This window comes from Methylomusa anaerophila (genome assembly GCF_003966895.1).
Classification (GTDB): Bacteria; Bacillota; Negativicutes; order Sporomusales; family Sporomusaceae; genus Methylomusa; species Methylomusa anaerophila.
Window position 1 is genome coordinate 3,798,627 of sequence record NZ_AP018449.1, and the last position, 17,100, is coordinate 3,815,726.

The 17,100-nt window shown below is 45.0% G+C and carries 15 protein-coding genes; 14 read left to right on the top strand and 1 reads right to left on the bottom strand.

Annotation, left to right across the window (positions count from 1 at the left end):
• Nucleotides 1–10: 10 nt before the first annotated feature.
• Nucleotides 11–1,075, top strand: coding sequence for a DNA polymerase III subunit delta (gene holA / locus MAMMFC1_RS17100; RefSeq protein ID WP_126309690.1), 1,065 nt, complete (start codon nucleotides 11–13; stop codon nucleotides 1,073–1,075).
• A 130-nt stretch (nucleotides 1,076–1,205) separates the two neighbouring features.
• Here holA and rpsT read toward each other — a convergent pair whose 3' ends face one another.
• Nucleotides 1,206–1,475 carry a 30S ribosomal protein S20 gene (gene rpsT, locus MAMMFC1_RS17105; RefSeq protein WP_126309691.1) on the bottom strand — a complete coding sequence of 90 codons (270 nt, stop codon included), beginning with the start codon at nucleotides 1,473–1,475 and terminating at the stop codon, nucleotides 1,206–1,208.
• Nucleotides 1,476–1,650: 175 nt separating this feature from the next.
• Between rpsT and gpr the strand changes: the two genes are divergently transcribed.
• From gpr to mtaB, 13 genes are all read left to right on the top strand, one after another.
• The gene (gpr, locus tag MAMMFC1_RS17110; RefSeq protein ID WP_126309692.1) at nucleotides 1,651–2,622 is read left to right on the top strand and encodes a GPR endopeptidase; all 972 of its coding nucleotides are present in this window, start codon (nucleotides 1,651–1,653) and stop codon (nucleotides 2,620–2,622) included.
• A gap of 124 nt (nucleotides 2,623–2,746) precedes the next feature.
• Complete coding sequence (gene spoIIP, locus MAMMFC1_RS17115) at nucleotides 2,747–3,886, top strand: stage II sporulation protein P (protein ID WP_232035496.1); 1,140 nt, start codon at nucleotides 2,747–2,749, stop codon at nucleotides 3,884–3,886.
• Between the two features lie 9 nt (nucleotides 3,887–3,895).
• A complete protein-coding gene (locus MAMMFC1_RS17120) occupies nucleotides 3,896–4,390 on the top strand; it encodes a hypothetical protein (protein ID WP_126309693.1) in 495 nt (164 codons plus the stop codon).
• Nucleotides 4,391–4,495: 105 nt separating this feature from the next.
• Nucleotides 4,496–6,292 (top strand): translation elongation factor 4, encoded by a 1,797-nt coding sequence (gene lepA, locus MAMMFC1_RS17125; protein WP_126309694.1) that lies wholly within the window; start codon nucleotides 4,496–4,498, stop codon nucleotides 6,290–6,292.
• A gap of 24 nt (nucleotides 6,293–6,316) precedes the next feature.
• The gene (hemW, locus tag MAMMFC1_RS17130) at nucleotides 6,317–7,474 is read left to right on the top strand and encodes a radical SAM family heme chaperone HemW (RefSeq protein WP_126309695.1); all 1,158 of its coding nucleotides are present in this window, start codon (nucleotides 6,317–6,319) and stop codon (nucleotides 7,472–7,474) included.
• A 101-nt stretch (nucleotides 7,475–7,575) separates the two neighbouring features.
• A complete protein-coding gene (gene hrcA, locus MAMMFC1_RS17135; protein WP_126309696.1) occupies nucleotides 7,576–8,607 on the top strand; it encodes a heat-inducible transcriptional repressor HrcA in 1,032 nt (343 codons plus the stop codon).
• A 112-nt stretch (nucleotides 8,608–8,719) separates the two neighbouring features.
• The gene (locus MAMMFC1_RS17140) at nucleotides 8,720–10,306 is read left to right on the top strand and encodes a TCP-1/cpn60 chaperonin family protein (protein WP_126309697.1); all 1,587 of its coding nucleotides are present in this window, start codon (nucleotides 8,720–8,722) and stop codon (nucleotides 10,304–10,306) included.
• Nucleotides 10,307–10,329: 23 nt separating this feature from the next.
• Entirely contained in the window at nucleotides 10,330–10,917 is a 588-nt protein-coding gene (gene grpE / locus MAMMFC1_RS17145; RefSeq protein WP_232035497.1) for a nucleotide exchange factor GrpE, read from the top strand.
• 66 nt (nucleotides 10,918–10,983) lie between these two features.
• Nucleotides 10,984–12,831 (top strand): molecular chaperone DnaK, encoded by a 1,848-nt coding sequence (dnaK, locus tag MAMMFC1_RS17150; RefSeq protein ID WP_126309698.1) that lies wholly within the window; start codon nucleotides 10,984–10,986, stop codon nucleotides 12,829–12,831.
• A gap of 28 nt (nucleotides 12,832–12,859) precedes the next feature.
• A complete protein-coding gene (gene dnaJ, locus MAMMFC1_RS17155) occupies nucleotides 12,860–13,993 on the top strand; it encodes a molecular chaperone DnaJ (protein ID WP_126309699.1) in 1,134 nt (377 codons plus the stop codon).
• 53 nt (nucleotides 13,994–14,046) lie between these two features.
• Nucleotides 14,047–14,982 (top strand): 50S ribosomal protein L11 methyltransferase, encoded by a 936-nt coding sequence (prmA, locus tag MAMMFC1_RS17160; RefSeq protein ID WP_126309700.1) that lies wholly within the window; start codon nucleotides 14,047–14,049, stop codon nucleotides 14,980–14,982.
• A gap of 14 nt (nucleotides 14,983–14,996) precedes the next feature.
• A complete protein-coding gene (locus tag MAMMFC1_RS17165; protein ID WP_126309701.1) occupies nucleotides 14,997–15,734 on the top strand; it encodes a 16S rRNA (uracil(1498)-N(3))-methyltransferase in 738 nt (245 codons plus the stop codon).
• Between the two features lie 2 nt (nucleotides 15,735–15,736).
• On the top strand, nucleotides 15,737–17,083 hold the full coding sequence (mtaB, locus tag MAMMFC1_RS17170; protein WP_126309702.1) for a tRNA (N(6)-L-threonylcarbamoyladenosine(37)-C(2))-methylthiotransferase MtaB: 1,347 nt from the start codon (nucleotides 15,737–15,739) through the stop codon (nucleotides 17,081–17,083).
• Nucleotides 17,084–17,100: the final 17 nt, after the last annotated feature.

The window sequence follows — 17,100 nt, forward strand, 5'->3', positions numbered from 1 at the left end:
CGGAATTAATATGGATTATAAAGCAGCCCTTGAAAAAATCAGGCAGGGACAAGTGGCTCCGGTTTATCTGATACATGGTGAAGAAACGTACTTAATTAGGATGCTGGAACAAGCGATATTAGATTCGGTACTTGAACCAGATACTAAAGATATGAATTTGACAACCTTCTGCGGCGATCCGGATTTGTATGAGATGATTAATGCAATTGATATGATCCCGTTTATGGGTGGTAATAATCTGATAATCATCCGTGAAACTGCGCTATTTTGCAGTGGACGCAAAACATCTAAAGCAGAAACGGATCCAAACGTTACCGGTATTGGAACCGAAAAAGCCGATCCCAGCCTGGAAAATCTCATCAAGACAATTAGCAATATGCCTAGTTCCAGTTATGCGGTTTTCATCGCCGGTGCTAAACCGGATAAGCGGCGTAAAATTTATAAGTCTGTTGAGAAATATGGTGCTATTGTTGAGGCTGCTCCTCTCCGGGGAAAAGATTTGCGGTTTTGGTTGACTGAGCGTCTGAGGGAATTAAATGCAACAATGACTCCGGAAGCTCAAGCATACTTATTGGATGCGGTCAGTATGATGCCGCAGGTTTCCCTTGATTTCATTGATAATGAACTGGCAAAAGTAATTCTCTATACACAGGACATGCCGTCCGTCAACTTGGTGTCTTTACGTGAGATTTTGTCGGCAGTACCTGAGATTTCTGTATTTGCAATGCTTGAATCCTTGAGCCAAAGACAGATACAATCTGCTCTTAGCTTGCTTGGCGAGCAGTTGAATGCAGGCGAGCATCCCATTAAACTTTTAGGACTTTTAGCCAGACAAATACGCCAGTTGCTTCAAGCCAAAGAGATGGTAAATCTAGGATTAAGCAGCCGGGATATTGCAAACAGTTTAAAAATTCCTCCTTTTGTCGGTGAAAAGCTAATGAAGCAAAGTAAAAGTTTTTCGATAAACAAATTAGAACACTCTTTGTTACAATTGGCAGAAGCTGATAGAGACTTGAAATCAAGCCGGACAGGACCGATGATTCTTGAGAAAATTATCATTGAACTATGCCAGTGAACCGTTTCAGCCAAAGCAAAGCCGGACAATGAAAGACTTCCACCGGAGTTGAAAAAAGGAATACAAAGAGGCGAAATTAAAGCCCAACTCATTTAAATGAGTTGGGCTTTAATAATGCGGGCTCAGTAGACTATTCAGTTGCTGCCGCATTAGCTTTGCGAGCCAGCCGGGACTTTTTACGGGCCGCGGCATTTTTATGAATAACGCCTTTGGCGGCTGCTTTATCAATAACACTAGTAGCTTGTGCCAGGAGGTTCTTAGCCTCATCTGCTTTGCCGGCCTGCACGGCTTCATCTACTTTACGGGATGCGGTTTTAAGAGTAGATCTTACAGCAAAATTGCGGGTGCGCCGTTCAGCGTCTGTTTTTACGCTACGCTCAGATGATTTGATATTTGGCAAGTGTTTCACCTCCTTATATATGCAGGTATTGATGTACTAAAATATTTTAGCATGGACAATAGGAAAATGCAAGCAATATTCTGCGCTGAACATTTCATCGTATAGCAATTTCGTATTTAGGAAAATATAACTTTAATACTCTCAATAGTTTAACAGTTTAACGAGGAGGAATTATATGAATCAGAATATCCAAGGGGTACGAACCGATTTGGCTTTAGAAGCCAGAGAAATGCTAACGAAAAAAATACGTCAAGACATTCCGGGAGTTCTGATGGAAACTGCTGAAAATGATGACATACTAATAACCCGGGTGGACATTACAACGCCTGAGGCCGAACGTATGATGGGAAAAGTACAGGGAAAATACGTAACGCTCGAAGCTCCCGGACTACGGTATAAAAATACTCCGCTGCAAAAAAAAATTATGGGTTTTTTAGCCCAGGAGTTGGCTGATTTGGTTAAACTTTCTCCCAATGCAACGGTATTAATAGTTGGATTAGGAAATTGGAATATAACACCGGATGCATTGGGACCGAGAGTGGCTCACAAGATTGTTGTGACACGCCATTTACAGGAAATGCTGTCCCCGGAACTTAAGGGCGGGGTGCGTTCCGTGTGTGCTATCGCCCCGGGTGTTTTAGGCATAACCGGAATGGAAACGGGAGAAATAATTCAAGGGATTGTGAATAATATTAAACCTGATCTGGTTATAGCGATAGACGCTTTAGCCGCAGCGTCCAGTCAGCGGGTGATCACCACTATACAGCTGGCGAATACAGGAATTCATCCGGGTTCCGGCGTTGGCAACAAGCGATTTGGTTTAACGCAGCAGTCTCTTGGCGCGCCAGTGATCGCAATTGGGGTGCCGACTGTCGTTCATGCATCAACCATAGCCATGGATACGATTAATACGTTGCAGGAACACGCCACTTTTGCCCGTTATTTTAAGAGTATGGCCAACTTATCCGACCAGGACCGGCAAACCATTGTCCGGCAGGTATTACCGGAGATGTTGGGTGACCTTATGGTAACACCAAAAGAAGTGGATCGATTGATTGAAGATATCGCGGCAGTTGTGTCCGGGGGGATTAATCAAGCATTGCATCCCAATATTGACTATGAGAACATTCATCTATACCTGCATTGATCGTGTAAATAACAGCCAGTCCTGAATTTGTTGTAATATCGCATTGCTGCCAGGCATATACATTGTATGTAAACAAAAATTCCACGGACACCCGGCACGACGACTGGGTCGTATGGAGGCGGCAATGGCAGCATCAATAGCAAAGTCAAGGAAACAAAGGAAGCAGGGTGTTCGTAAGTCCTATTTTAATATCATACGAATTTTCAAGGTATCCAGATGGGTGAATGTATTACTCATTAGCATGCTGCTATGCTGTGTTGCGATAATTTCTTGGGGAACATATGAAAAACTGCCGGAAGCCGCTATGCCGGTCAGCGCCATGAAATGGCGTCACGATTCTTTGCTTATGCCATTATGGCCTAATTGGCGTGAAGTCCTGTTCAATGGAATTCCAGGATTATCTACCATTATTGAACCTATTGAGCAACCAGCGCCTGTAAAGATAGTTCCGGAAATTGATACCAATACATTTACACAAAGGTGTTTATTTTTTCTGGCGGGAATCAATACAAATGACTGGAAAATGTTGTTTTCTCAGGAGATACCCTTGCTGCTCACCTTCGGCAAACCAGGATCACCAGCGGTAAACGCCGCTTCCCTTCCCAACTTTCCTGCTTTTGATGCCAATGCCACAAATCAAGCGGGAAAGCCGCTTGTTGGAATTTACCATACTCACACAGCTGAATCATTTATACCTGATTCAGGAGCATCCCATAAGCCGGGAGGACAACGGGGCGATATTGTAGACGTCGGTGCAGCCTTAGCAAAACATTTGGAGAAAAATGGGATTGTCGCGGTACAAAGCCAAACGATCCATGATTATCCCAGTTTTATGAAAGCATATGGCGTATCGGAACTTACAGCCCAAAAAATGTTAGCTGAAAACCCTTCCATTCAAATGATTTTTGATATTCACCGGGATGCGGGAAAACGTCAAGACTTCACAGCTACCGTTTACGGGCTGCCGGTTGCTAAAATTAGCATTGTAGTCGCTATCGGCCAGCAGGACTTGCCCCAACCCCACTGGCAACAAAATCATGCTTTTGCTAAGCTGATTGAGGCGAGGCTTAATAGTAAATTCCCCGGGCTATTCGCCGGCATACAACTGGAGGACTGGCGTTTTAATCAGCATTTGCACCCCCGTGCCCTCCTTTTGGAAGTCGGCTGTCAGGAGAATACAAAGGAAGAAGCTATTCGCAGTATAGAAATGTTAGGAGACGTACTTGTGGAAATTATTGCGGAAAGCAAGAACCAGCAACGGTGAGGTGATATTTTGTTTAACCGTTTGATGGCGCATGACGCTGCAATAGTTGCTCGGGGTTTGCTTTTACTGTTATTAATCATATTTATTGGGGTTGGGGTAGCCGAACATCAATTGGCGGGTTTAACGCAAAAATCGGAGGGTTCCATGTTTTTCCATATTGGGCGCAGCAAAGAATACCGTTATTCGGTTTATTTGTTTGGCCAGGGTGCCCAGCTAAAATGTTTGTATCAAGTTGGCACTATATCAAATGCCGGGCGGGATTTATTTATAAAAATAGCCGATAAATATTTTGTTGTACCGACCCAAGTTGAATACGATATGGGGAACTTCTACTATTGGGCAAATTTGTGGCGGCGGCAGTTTAGCGATGAAGCATGTAAAACCAAACAAAGCATTCAGCAGCATATGTTAATAGTCAAGCCTATTATTGAAAAAAATTGTGACAAGGCAGTCAAACAGGCTAAATATTACTATCAAAAAGTGCTGGATTTTTCCGGGATCTAAAATTTAGTTATAAGCGGTGACGCTTGCGAGGACAGGGCTACAAATGGTATAATCTAAAGAAGTATGCAGAAATGACTTGATTTTGCCAGGGAGGAGCCCGCCTGAATGGATACAGCCCATATACGGAATTTTTGTATTATCGCCCATATTGATCACGGCAAGTCTACGCTTGCCGATCGTCTGCTGGAGTACACCGGTGCTCTTTCGGCCAGAGAGATGGAAGATCAGGTCTTAGATCAGATGGAACTGGAACGTGAGCGCGGCATCACCATTAAAGCCCAGGCAGTACGGCTTGAATATACGGCAAATAACGGGGAAAAATACATGCTCAACCTAATTGATACCCCAGGGCATGTTGATTTTACTTATGAAGTTTCCCGTAGCCTGGCTGCTTGCGAGGGGGCTTTGCTTGTTGTTGATGCGGCCCAGGGGATTGAGGCGCAAACGCTGGCCAATGTTTATCTGGCGCTTGAGCACAATTTAGAAATTATCCTTGTTATAAATAAAATTGACTTACCTAGCGCCGACCCTGAAAAAGTAAAACATGAAATTGAAGAAGTAATCGGCTTAGATGCTTCTGAGGCCATACTGACAAGCGCGAAAACCGGTGTGGGCATCAAAGAGATACTGGAAGTAATTGTTAGTCAGATTCCCTTCCCCGCCGGAAATGCGAATGAACCCCTGCAAGCGCTCATTTTTGACTCTCATTTCGATTCTTATAAAGGGGTTATCGCCTACGTTCGGGTAGTCAGCGGGCGTATTGCTCCGGGTACCAGGATCAAGATGATGGCAACTGATAAAAAGTTTGAGGTTACTGAAGTCGGCGTCTTTCGTCCCTACCTTGCCAATGTTGCCGAGTTGGGACCGGGAGAAGTTGGCTTTATTGCTGCCAGCATTAAAAATGTGAAAGACACGCGTGTGGGCGATACGGTTACAAATGCCGACTGTCCGGCCGAGGCTCCTTTACCGGGATATCGTAAAATTAACCCAATGGTCTACTGCGGTTTGTATCCTGTTGATAGCGCCGATTATGAGTCATTAAGAGACGCTTTGGAGAAGCTTCAGCTAAATGACGCGTCGCTGTTATTTGAACCGGAGACGTCGGTTGCGCTGGGATTTGGTTTCCGTTGCGGCTTTCTGGGACTTTTGCACATGGATGTTGTTCAGGAAAGATTGGAAAGAGAATACAATCTCACACTTATTACCACCGCTCCCAACGTAATTTATAAAGTCTTTAAAACCGATGGAGAAGTCCTGGATATCGATAACCCTTCCAAACTGCCGACAACGCAGGAAATCGACCATATTAAAGAACCTTATGTCAAAGCAACGGTAATTGTGCCAAATGATTTTGTAGGGGCAGTAATGGAATTGTCGCAGGAAAAGCGGGGAGAATTTAAAGATATGAAATATCTTGATACGACTCGCGTTATGCTGACCTACCATTTGCCGTTAAGTGAAATAATTTATGACTACTTCGACCGGTTAAAATCTTCAACCCGGGGCTATGCGTCTCTTGACTATGAACTGATTGGATACCAACAATCAGAATTGGTTAAATTGGACATCTTGCTAAACGGTGAGCCGGTTGATGCGCTAAGTGTCATTGTTCATCGTGAAAGAGCGCAGCAGCGCGGGCGGCAATTAGCCGAGAAGCTAAAAGAAATTATTCCGCGGCAAATGTTTGAAATACCTATTCAAGCCGCTATTGGCAACAAGGTGATCGCGCGCGAGACGGTCCGGGCCATGAGAAAGGATGTATTGGCAAAATGCTATGGCGGTGATATTTCCCGTAAACGTAAGTTGTTGGAAAAACAAAAGGAAGGCAAGAAAAGGATGAAACAGGTAGGAAATGTTGAAGTGCCGCAAGAAGCCTTCATGGCAATATTAAAAATGGATTAAAATTATTAAGGTTATATTGTATATATGAATATAGAGCGTTCAAATAATAATATTGGGTTATATATTCACATTCCTTTTTGTATCAAGAAATGCTTATATTGCGATTTCCCTTCTTATCCCGGCCATGAACATTTATACCACGCTTACATTACCGCCTTGTGTCGGGAAATTACTGACCGGGGCGGTATCTTTTGCCCGGAAATAGTTGATACCATTTATATTGGCGGGGGAACGCCCAGTCTCTTACCTGTGGAGCTGCTTGATTCTATTCTATCTTGTATCCGCCAAAACTTTACCGTTTCAGAAAACGTTGAAACCAGCATGGAGATAAACCCAGGGACAATTAATAGTAACAAACTGAAGGAAATACATGCACTGGGGGTTAATCGCCTGAGTTTTGGAATTCAAACTTTTTCGGACGAACTTTTATACGGCATAGGCCGCATCCATTCCGCCGCCCAGGGGATTGAGGCTGTAAAACAAGCTAAACATATCGGTTTTAACAATATAAGTCTGGATTTGATGTACGGACTTCCCGGGCAAACAGTAATTGATCTCGCGCAAAGCCTCAGCAGCGCAGTAAAACTTCAGGTGAACCATATCTCAGTATATGGCTTAAAACTGGAAGAAGGTACTCCGTTGTTTGACGCTCATGCCGCCGGGGTAATTGTACTTCCGGATGATGATGCCGAAGCAGCAATGTATGATTATGCAACCGATTATTTACCGGCTAACGGATATCATCGTTACGAAATTTCAAATTTTGCCCGCAAGGACTACAAATGTCGCCACAATTTAAAGTATTGGCGTTACCGCCCCTACGTGGGGTTTGGTGCTGCCGCCCACTCCTTTTACCGGGGACAGCGCACAGGCAATGTTGTTGATGTGGGGGAATATATTGAGCGGTTAAACGATAACTGTTCGCCTGTTAGTATTACCGAGCATCCTGGTAGAGATCAAGCTATGGCTGAATATATCTTTTTATCTTTGCGCACAACGGAAGGCCTTTTACTGCCGGACTTTTCCCTTGAATTTGGCGCAGATTTTATTAAAAAATATCAACCGGTAATAACACGCCTTTCCAACCAGGGCCTGTTGGCTATTAAAAAAAATAAGATAGCGTTGACTCCCCTGGGAATGAAATATGGCAATATTGTATTTCGCAGTTTTTTACCTGATTAGAGACCTTCATATATCTTGACATTAGACCCATAGAGTGGTATTTTCTTATATAGATATTAGCACTCGATTCATTCGAGTGCTAACAATGGAAGGTGGAGCAGATGCTGGATGAAAGGAAAAGGAGAATTTTACAGGCAATAATAGATGACTATATTTCCACCGCCGAACCAGTTGGCTCAAGAACTATCGCTAGAAAATACGAACTTGGCATTAGTCCGGCTACTATTCGCAACGAGATGGCAGATCTGGAGATACTTGGTTATCTTGAGCAGCCTCATACCTCTGCCGGACGGATACCTTCAGCCAAAGGATATCGCTTTTATGTTGACTGCCTGTTATCGCCGCCGCAAATTTCCGAGCGGGATATTGCAATAATTGATAATTGGTACCAGACAAAAGTTCGCCGGATTGAGGAAGTTTTCCAGGAAACAGCTAAAATTCTTTCGCGCGTAACCCGGAATATTTCTCTGGTTCTGGCACCGCAAATATCTCAGTGTACCTTCAAATACCTACAGTTTTTACCTTTGGATGAGCGGCGTTCAATTGTCGTTATTGTCACGAGCAATGGCTTGCTAGAGAACAAAATCATTGAAATTCCTGAAGGGTTAAGCAATGACGATCTGCATGTGGTTGCTTCCGGGATTAATAACCGGCTGGGTGGGTTGTCGTTAGATCGGATTAAGTCTTCATTATTAAAAGAAATACAGCGGGATATTCTAGCTGATCCCGGCCTTTTTGAAACTGCGCTGGGGCTCTTGATCTATGCTCTTACGGCTGAGAAAAATGAAAAAATATACCTTGGCGGTACGACTCAGGTTCTAAACCAGCCGGAATTCAGGGATGTTGACAAGGTAAAAGACCTTCTATCCATGCTGGAGGAAGAGAAGCTGTTATGTGATATTTTGCATACGAATGAAAGTGACGGTGTAATTGTAACAATTGGTCATGAAAACAAGTTTTCGGGTATTCATGATTGCAGCGTTGTTCAAGCAACTTACCGCGTCGAAGGACAGATTGTGGGAACTGTAGCCGTATTAGGCCCTACGAGAATGGAATATGGTAAAACAATGGCTGTGCTGGAATTTATGCATAAGCACTTGGGTGAAATATTAAGTAAATACAAATTAATATAAACTTTGCAATTGTAATTGTGGCCGATATTTTCCGGTATTTCAACAATAGCAATCATAATTTAAGCAAGCAACTTTGATTAAACTGGATTAGACTGGATTGGAGGATAATTGGATGAATCTTAAACAAGCAGGCAGTGGCGCTGACGTAGATGAGCGTTTGGCAGCGTTAATGACCAATGCTAACGCCGTGAGGGCTATTACTGCCGCCGTCGAAGGTACAATTGGCCCCAAAGGGCTTGATACTATGCTGGTAGACCGATTCGGTGAAGTAATTATTACCAACGACGGTGTAACGATCTTGGATAAGATGGATGTAAACCATCCGGCCGCTAAAATGCTCATTAACATTGCTAAAGCTCAGCAAGCGGAGGTTGGCGACGGCACTACCACCGCAACGATTATGGCCGGTACTCTTGTTGCCGAGGGTGTTAGTCAGGTAATACGGGGTGTGCCGGTGGCCAGAGTAATTGAAGGAGTTAAATATGGAGTTGCCCATGTTATAAAAGCGATCAAGGAGCGAGGGCGCCAAGTAAATGATATTGATGACCCGATTTTACGTCGAATCGCAATGATTGCCGGTAGAGAACATGAGGATATTGCCGATTTGGTAGTGGAAGCCGCGCGCCTGATCGGTGTCGGTAAGTTATCCGAAAATACATTTAAATTATCGGAAATAATAACCGCTGAAGCCGGTGCGGATAATGAAGTATTTATGGGCGTTATTGTTAATCAGGAACGTATGACGCAAGAAATGCCGGAAAGAATCGAAAAAGCAAAAATTTTGCTTATTGATGACGCACTGGAACCGGAAGAAATTGAAGATGAGGCGCTCAGCACGGAGGCAGGGTTTAAACGATACATTGAGTTGCAAGATGAATTTAAAAATAATATACATAAAATAGTTCAACTAGGAGTCAATGTGGTCATGGTTGATCGTGGCGTACATGAAGCAGCTGAGGAAATATTGACTGATGCCGGGGTTCAGGTTGTGCAAAGAGTGTCGGCGAAAGACCTTCGGCGGGTTGCCGATCACGCCGGTGCCAGGATGATTAAACGTACAGGGTTGAAAAAGAATGCGGCTGACATAGAGAAATACCTTGGCTATGCGGAAAAAGTATACGAAGATGAAAAACTTGAACATATGCGGGTGCTGGGCGGACGCGGTAAACCAATGGCCACGATTTTAGTCGGAGCTGCCACCGAAGAAGTAGTGGGTGAGCGCGAACGCATTGCCAAAGATGCAGCCTCCAGCGTGCAAGCCGCGGTCAAAGGCGGCTATGTTCCCGGCGGCGGTTCCATGGAGATTTCCATGGCCAGAGAAGTTATCAAATTCAGGGAAAATCTCAAGGGAATGTCCGCATATGGCATTGATTGTGTAGTGAACGCGCTTAAACAACCTTTATCCCAAATTGTGGAGAACGCAGGTTACAATCCTTTGGAAAAAGTGGAGGAGGTTATTAATGCCCAGGTTGCTGCCGAAACTGATTCTCTTGGCGTTGATTGCGATTCCGGTGAAGTAGCAGATATGCTGGAACGGGGGGTGGTTGATCCAGTTCCGGTCAAGCTGCATGCCATTAAGGCTGCCGGCGAAGTTGCGGTGGCAATATTACGTATTGATACGATAATTAAGAAAAAAGAGGAAAATACGGCCGCACAAAAATCAGGTGGAAGTATTGAGAATGAAATGCCGGATTTTTAGTAAATTATGGAGGTGTGAGTACCGTGATAGACGACAGACAAGATCAAATCCCGGCAAAAAACCGGGAAGAGTCAGCAGGGGAAAACCATACAGGTGTTGAAAATACTTCGGTTGAAGATCCGTTACAGGGCTTTCCGACTGACGACGCTGTAAACCAAATTAAGTCTGCGTTAGCTGAAAAAAGCCGCCTGCTTGATGAGTTGACAGACAAATATAAGCGGCTACAAGCTGATTTCGATAACTTTCGCCGTCGTTCCCGCCAGGAAAGGGAGGAACTGTCTACTGTTGTAGCTGAAAAGATTGTGTGCGATTTATTGCCTGTTATTGATAATTTTGAACGGGCCATAGCAAACTCAAGTCAAGATCCGGCCAGCGTGACAACTGGTATAGAAATGATTTACAGGCAAATGAATAATGTTTTGACCAAATTAGGTGTCGAACCAATCTGCGCCTTAGGATTAACTTTTGATCCAGTTCTGCATGAAGCCGTAATGCGGGAGGAAGATTCAAGCCAGCCGGACGGAACTGTAATCGATGAATTACAGAAAGGGTATAAAGTGCATGGCAAGGTTGTACGCCCCAGTATGGTGAAAGTAATATGCAACAGTTAAAGCCTACGAAAAATGTTCCGGTAAGACCTGCAAATGTTGACATTCGTAATTGAGGAGGAATAGACTATGGCAAAAGTAATTGGTATTGACCTTGGTACAACAAACTCAGTTGTAGCAGTTATGGAAGGCGGCGAGCCTGTTGTTATTCCTAATGCGGAAGGCGATCGTCTCACTCCCTCGGTAGTTGGTTTTTCCAAAACAGGGGAAAGACTGGTTGGCCAAATTGCCAAACGGCAAGCAGTTTCCAATCCTGACCGTACCATAAGTTCCGTTAAGCGCCATATGGGAACGGACTACAAAGTAAATATTGACGAAAAAAATTATACTCCCCAGGAAATATCGGCAATGATTTTACAGAAGCTCAAAGCTGACGCGGAAGCTTACTTAGGTGAAAAGGTATCCCAGGCGGTTATTACCGTTCCGGCTTACTTTAGCGATAGCCAGCGTCAGGCGACAAAAGATGCAGGCGTCATTGCCGGCCTTGAAGTGCTGCGGATTATTAACGAACCGACGGCTGCCGCTTTGGCCTACGGTATGGATAAAGGCGAAGATCATACCATCTTGGTCTTCGACCTGGGCGGCGGAACTTTTGACGTATCCATTCTAGAACTTGGCGAAGGCGTGTTTGAAGTTAAAGCTACCAGCGGCAATAACCGTCTGGGCGGTGATGACTTCGACGAGCGGGTTATGAATTGGCTGGTTGCGGAATTCAAGAAGGGAAACGGCATTGATCTGTCCAACGACCGAATGGCCATGCAGCGGCTGAAAGAAGCAGCGGAAAAAGCTAAAATTGAACTGTCCGGCGTGCTTACTACCAATGTTAACTTGCCGTTTATCACTGCGGATCAATCCGGACCTAAACATTTGGATATTAACTTAACCCGGGCAAAATTTGATGAATTGACCGCTGATCTGGTGGAAGCCACAATGGGTCCCACCCGGCAGGCTTTAGGCGATGCAGGTCTTGCCCCCAAAGATATTGATAAAGTAATCCTCGTAGGTGGTTCAACCCGTATTCCGGCCGTGCAGGAAGCTATCAAGAAGTTTTTAGGCAAAGAACCCCATAAAGGAGTAAATCCCGACGAGTGTGTGGCGATAGGCGCAGCAATTCAAGCCGGTGTACTTGTCGGTGAGGTAAAAGATGTTCTTCTCCTGGACGTTACGCCGCTGTCTCTTGGCATAGAAACATTGGGCGGGGTGTTTACCAAGATCATTGACCGCAATACGACAATTCCCACCTCTAAAAGTCAGACCTTCTCCACAGCGGCCGATAATCAGCCTTCTGTTGATATCCACGTACTGCAAGGCGAACGGGAAATGGCAACCTATAATAAAACTCTCGGCCGCTTTGAATTATCGGGAATTCCCCCTGCGCCCCGCGGCGTACCTCGCATTGAAGTAACCTTTGACATCGATGCCAACGGTATTGTTCATGTTTCCGCCAAAGACCTTGGTACTGGCAAAGAGCAAAAAATCACCATTACTTCTTCCAGCGGTTTGGCCAAGGATGAAGTTGAACGTATGGTGAAAGAGGCTGAATCCCATGCCGCCGATGACAAAAAGCGGCGTGAAGAGATTGAAACCAGAAACAATGCGGATTCGTTAATTTATAATGCAGAAAAAACAATTAAAGATTTAGGCGAAAAAGCAGATAAGGCCGTGGTTGAAAAAGTTCAAAAAGCCATTGATACTTTAAAAGAATCCCTCAAAGGTACGGATATTGAAAAAATTAAAGCTGACACTGAAGAACTGACCAAACCGCTGTACGAATTGTCTGCCGCTGTCTACCAGGCTAATGCGCAGACTGAAGCGGGGCAGACGGACGGAGCTGCCGGCAGCGGTACCCAAGGCGCTCCCAAAGATGAAAAAGTAGTTGATGCGGAATATAAAGTGGTTGATGACGACAAGAAATAACAAGAAATAATTAGTTGGATGGTGTGAAGTGAGTAAGCGAGATTACTATGAAGTGTTAGGCGTGTCTAAAAGTGCGTCTGAAGATGAAGTAAAAAAAGCGTTTCGCAAGTTGGCCCGCAAGTACCATCCTGACGTCAACCGTGACAACCCGAAAGAGGCGGAAGAGAAATTTAAAGAAGTGAATGAGGCTTATGAAGTCTTGTCGAATCCAGAACGTCGGGCGCAGTATGATCAGTTTGGTCACGCTGCGTTTGATGGCGCTCAGGGTGCAGGTGGTTTTGGCGGTTTTGGCGCAGGCGGTTTTTCCGACATCTTTGATATGTTTTTCGGCCAATCCGGTTTTGGTTTTGGAAGTAGGCAAGCGGGGCCCGAGCGGGGAGCGGATTTGCGCTATGATATGGAAATTAATTTTGAAGAGGCTGCTTTTGGTCTGGAAACCGAAATACAAGTTCCCCGCACGGAAGACTGTTCCCACTGCCAAGGTTCCGGCGCAGCTCCGGGTACCCATCCTGAAACCTGCCCGGACTGCCGTGGGGCTGGGCAGGTACAGGTAACCCAGAATACTCCCTTTGGGCGGATGGTAAATGTTAGAACCTGTGAACGCTGCCATGGCGAAGGAAAGATTGTTAAGACTCCATGTAAAGAATGTAATGGTCGCGGTAAGATACGCATTAAACGCAAAATCAAAATAAGGATTCCCGCCGGCGTGGACAGCGGTTCGCGTTTACGAGTCGCTCATGAAGGCGAGGCCGGTCAACGCGGTGGTCCTCCAGGCGATTTGTATGTTTATCTTTTTGTAAAACCGCATACACTGTTTACACGGGAAGGTAACGATGTGATCCTGGAAATGCCAATTAATTTTGTTCAAGCAGCTCTGGGAGATGAGATTGAAGTGCCTACTTTAGACGGCAAAGTTAAACTGAAAATTCCTGAAGGCACTCAAACTGCTACAACCTTCCGCATCAGGGAAAAAGGTATTCCTCATCTTAGAGGGCATGGCCGCGGCGACCAACACGTGCGGGTAAAGGTAGTAACTCCGCGAAAATTAACCGAGCGTCAGAAAGAAATTTTGCGGGAATTTGCTAAAACCGGCGGCGGGGATTCCGGTATTGAGGAAAAAGGATTTTTTAAAAAGTTTAAAGACGCCTTTGGCACTATGTAATGCGCGAAATACCTGACATAATAACTACGCAAGCTGGATAGGGGCGATGCTCTGTGAAGTGGGCCGAAATCAGTATTCAAACAACTCACGAGGCTACCGAGGCGGTGGCCAATATTTTTCATGAGTTGGGAGCTAGCGGCGTAGTAATCGAAGATCCGGAACTGGTTAATTCATACCGATGCTCGGGAGCATGGGAATATTGCGATATTCCGGAAGTTACCGAAACCGGGGTTGTTACTATAAAGGCTTATTTGCCTGTTGATGAATACTTAGATGATAAATTGCGCATTTTTGAAGAACGCATTAACAGGTTAGTCGAACATGATATTGATAAGGGACGGGGTGCTATTAACTGGCGAGAAGTCCAGGAAGAAGACTGGGCATCCGCCTGGAAGCAGTATTTTCATCCGGTCCGGCTGGGTGAAAGAATTGTAGTTAAACCTTCATGGGAAGAGTATATTGCTGCTGCAAACGATCTAATCATCGAATTGGATCCGGGAATGGCTTTTGGCACCGGAACCCATCATACAACTGCTATATGCATACGCTTACTGGAAGATGTAATTAAGCCTAAGAGTACGGTATTTGATATTGGCACAGGTTCAGGTATTTTGGCTATAACTGCTGCAAAACTTGGCGCTTCCCGTGTGATTGCTATAGATCTGGATCCGATTGCGGTTAAAATTGCCAAAGAGAACATAAAAATTAATAAAACAGATACCATCATTGAAGCTCTCCAGGGAGATTTGTTAACGGGTGTCAACGGGCAGGCAGACGTGATTGTCGCCAATATTGTCGCCGATGTAATCATAAGAATGCTGCCGGAAGTACAAAAACACTTGACTCATAACGGACTATTTATTGCCAGCGGCATTATTGCCGAACGATTAAGTGACGTCACCGCCGTAATGCTGGAGAATAAACTGATCATTGACAGGGTAGTCGAAGAAGGCGGCTGGGTAGCTATCTTGGCCAGCCGCAATGGTTAGGGAGGCGCTTTAGAGTGCGCCGTTTCTTTATTCATGGCCCTCTCACCTCCAATATCAATATTATTAATGAAGATGCCCGTCATATATCCCGGGTGCTTAGAATGACTGTTGGCGAAAAACTGATCGTAGTCGGCGATGATGGACAAGCCGGCAGGGCAACAATAACTAGGATCACACCGGACACGGTAGCGGTAATGCTGGAGGAAATTCTTATCAATGATACCGAACCGCCAATTCAGGTATGGTTGGCTCAAGGACTGACCAAGGGCGACAAAATGGATTATATTATACAAAAAGCGGTAGAATTGGGAGTTGCCGGCATTGTGCCTGTTATAACGGAAAACTGCGTAGTGCGTTACAATGAGGTAAAAAAAACGGATAAAGTTAAGCGCTGGCAGAAAATTGCCGCAGAGGCGGCAAAACAGTGCCGGCGATCTCAGATACCTGAAGTTAAGACAGTAACACATCTCAGTGATTTATTTGGTGAAGAAATTTGTAGCGGCGCCAAGGTGATTATGTGTTATGAAGGCGATGCTTCCCAAGGAATTAGATCTATACTGACAGCTTCGGACCGGCAATCTTATGTTATTATTATAGGCCCGGAAGGCGGCTTCAGTGATTCGGAAGTAAGAATATGTGAAAATAATGGCGCCCTAACGGTAACAATGGGTCCAAGAATTTTACGCACAGAGACGGCGGCGCTGGCAGCGCTAACTGTAATAATGTATCAACACGGTGACTTGGGGGGCTAAACGTGCCGCAAGCAGCTTTTACAACCCTGGGTTGTAAAGTGAATCAATATGAAACTCAAGTTATGCAAGGTTTGTTTATTGTCAAGGGATATGAAATCGTAGACTTCTCCCGTCAAGCCGATGTATACGTCATAAATACTTGTTCTGTGACACATTTAGGCGAGCGCAAGTCCCGCCAGCTAATCCGCAGGGCTCAACGGCTAAACCCGGCTGCAACTATTGTGGTTACCGGTTGCTACGCCCAAGTTTCGCCGGCAGAAGTGGCTAATATTAAAGGTGTTGATCTCATCATCGGTACACAAGACCGGGGACATATGGTCGAATTGATAGAAAATAGGAAGCAAAACCATAAGTTTCAACCCCTTAATGCGGTTACAGATATTATGGCTGCCAAACAGTATGAAGACATTCCGCTCTTTTCCTTGCCGGGAAGAACAAGAGCCTTTCTAAAAATTCAAGAAGGATGTACGAATTTTTGTACGTATTGCATCATTCCTTATGCCCGGGGCCCGTTGCGCTCGCGCCCGCTGGCCAGCATTGTCAAGGAAGCGTCAAAATTGGTAGAGGCGGGTTTTCAGGAAATTGTCCTGACCGGCATTCATCTTGGGGCTTACGGCCGGGATCTGGCCAATAACGGCGAAATAGTTTCGCTGGTTGACGCTGTTCAGGCTGTGCTGGATATTAACGAATTAACTCGTCTCAGACTGGGATCATTGGAATCTATCGAAGTTTCAGATAAATTAATAGACATTATGGAAAAGGATGTCAGACTTTGTGGGCATCTGCACTTGCCGCTGCAGTCAGGTGACGATACTATCCTTAATTTGATGAATCGCCATTATACCGCGGCGCAATACCTGAATTTAATTGAAGGAATTAAAAAACGGGTTCCCGGTATTGCCATTACGACTGATGTAATTGTGGGTTTTCCCGGCGAGACAGAAGCAATGTTTGCTAACACTGTATCACTGGGGAGAACTATCAAGTTTGCGGGTATGCATGTCTTTCCTTATTCCCGTCGCACTGGTACACCCGCAGCTGAATTCACTTGTCAAATTGCTGAGTATGAAAAGAAACGAAGAGTCCAGGTTATGCAGGGATTGGCTGAAGAAATGGCCAAAGAGTACCGTTGCTCATTTATCGGAAAAATACGAGATGTCTTGTTTGAAGCGGAACCGGGAGGCGATGCCGGCGTGACTGCCGCAACTAACTCGGGAATTATTAGTGGTTTTACCGAAAACTATATTCGGGTTTATGCTAAAGGAGAGCAAACGTTCCTGGGTCAAATCAGGGGAGTGGAACTCACCGCCAATTATCTGGACGGTTTATGGGGCAAAATAATGGAGTAAATATCTTTTCATACTAT

What these genes read in the sequence shown, in the direction of transcription:
- holA (WP_126309690.1), top strand. Translation starts at nt 11, where the DNA reads ATGGATTATAAAGCAGCCCTTGAAAAAATCAGGCAGGGACAAGTGGCT.
- gpr (WP_126309692.1), top strand. Translation starts at nt 1,651, where the DNA reads ATGAATCAGAATATCCAAGGGGTACGAACCGATTTGGCTTTAGAAGCC.
- spoIIP (WP_232035496.1), top strand. Translation starts at nt 2,747, where the DNA reads ATGGCAGCATCAATAGCAAAGTCAAGGAAACAAAGGAAGCAGGGTGTT.
- lepA (WP_126309694.1), top strand. Translation starts at nt 4,496, where the DNA reads ATGGATACAGCCCATATACGGAATTTTTGTATTATCGCCCATATTGAT.
- hemW (WP_126309695.1), top strand. Translation starts at nt 6,317, where the DNA reads ATGAATATAGAGCGTTCAAATAATAATATTGGGTTATATATTCACATT.
- hrcA (WP_126309696.1), top strand. Translation starts at nt 7,576, where the DNA reads ATGCTGGATGAAAGGAAAAGGAGAATTTTACAGGCAATAATAGATGAC.
- MAMMFC1_RS17140 (WP_126309697.1), top strand. Translation starts at nt 8,720, where the DNA reads ATGAATCTTAAACAAGCAGGCAGTGGCGCTGACGTAGATGAGCGTTTG.
- dnaK (WP_126309698.1), top strand. Translation starts at nt 10,984, where the DNA reads ATGGCAAAAGTAATTGGTATTGACCTTGGTACAACAAACTCAGTTGTA.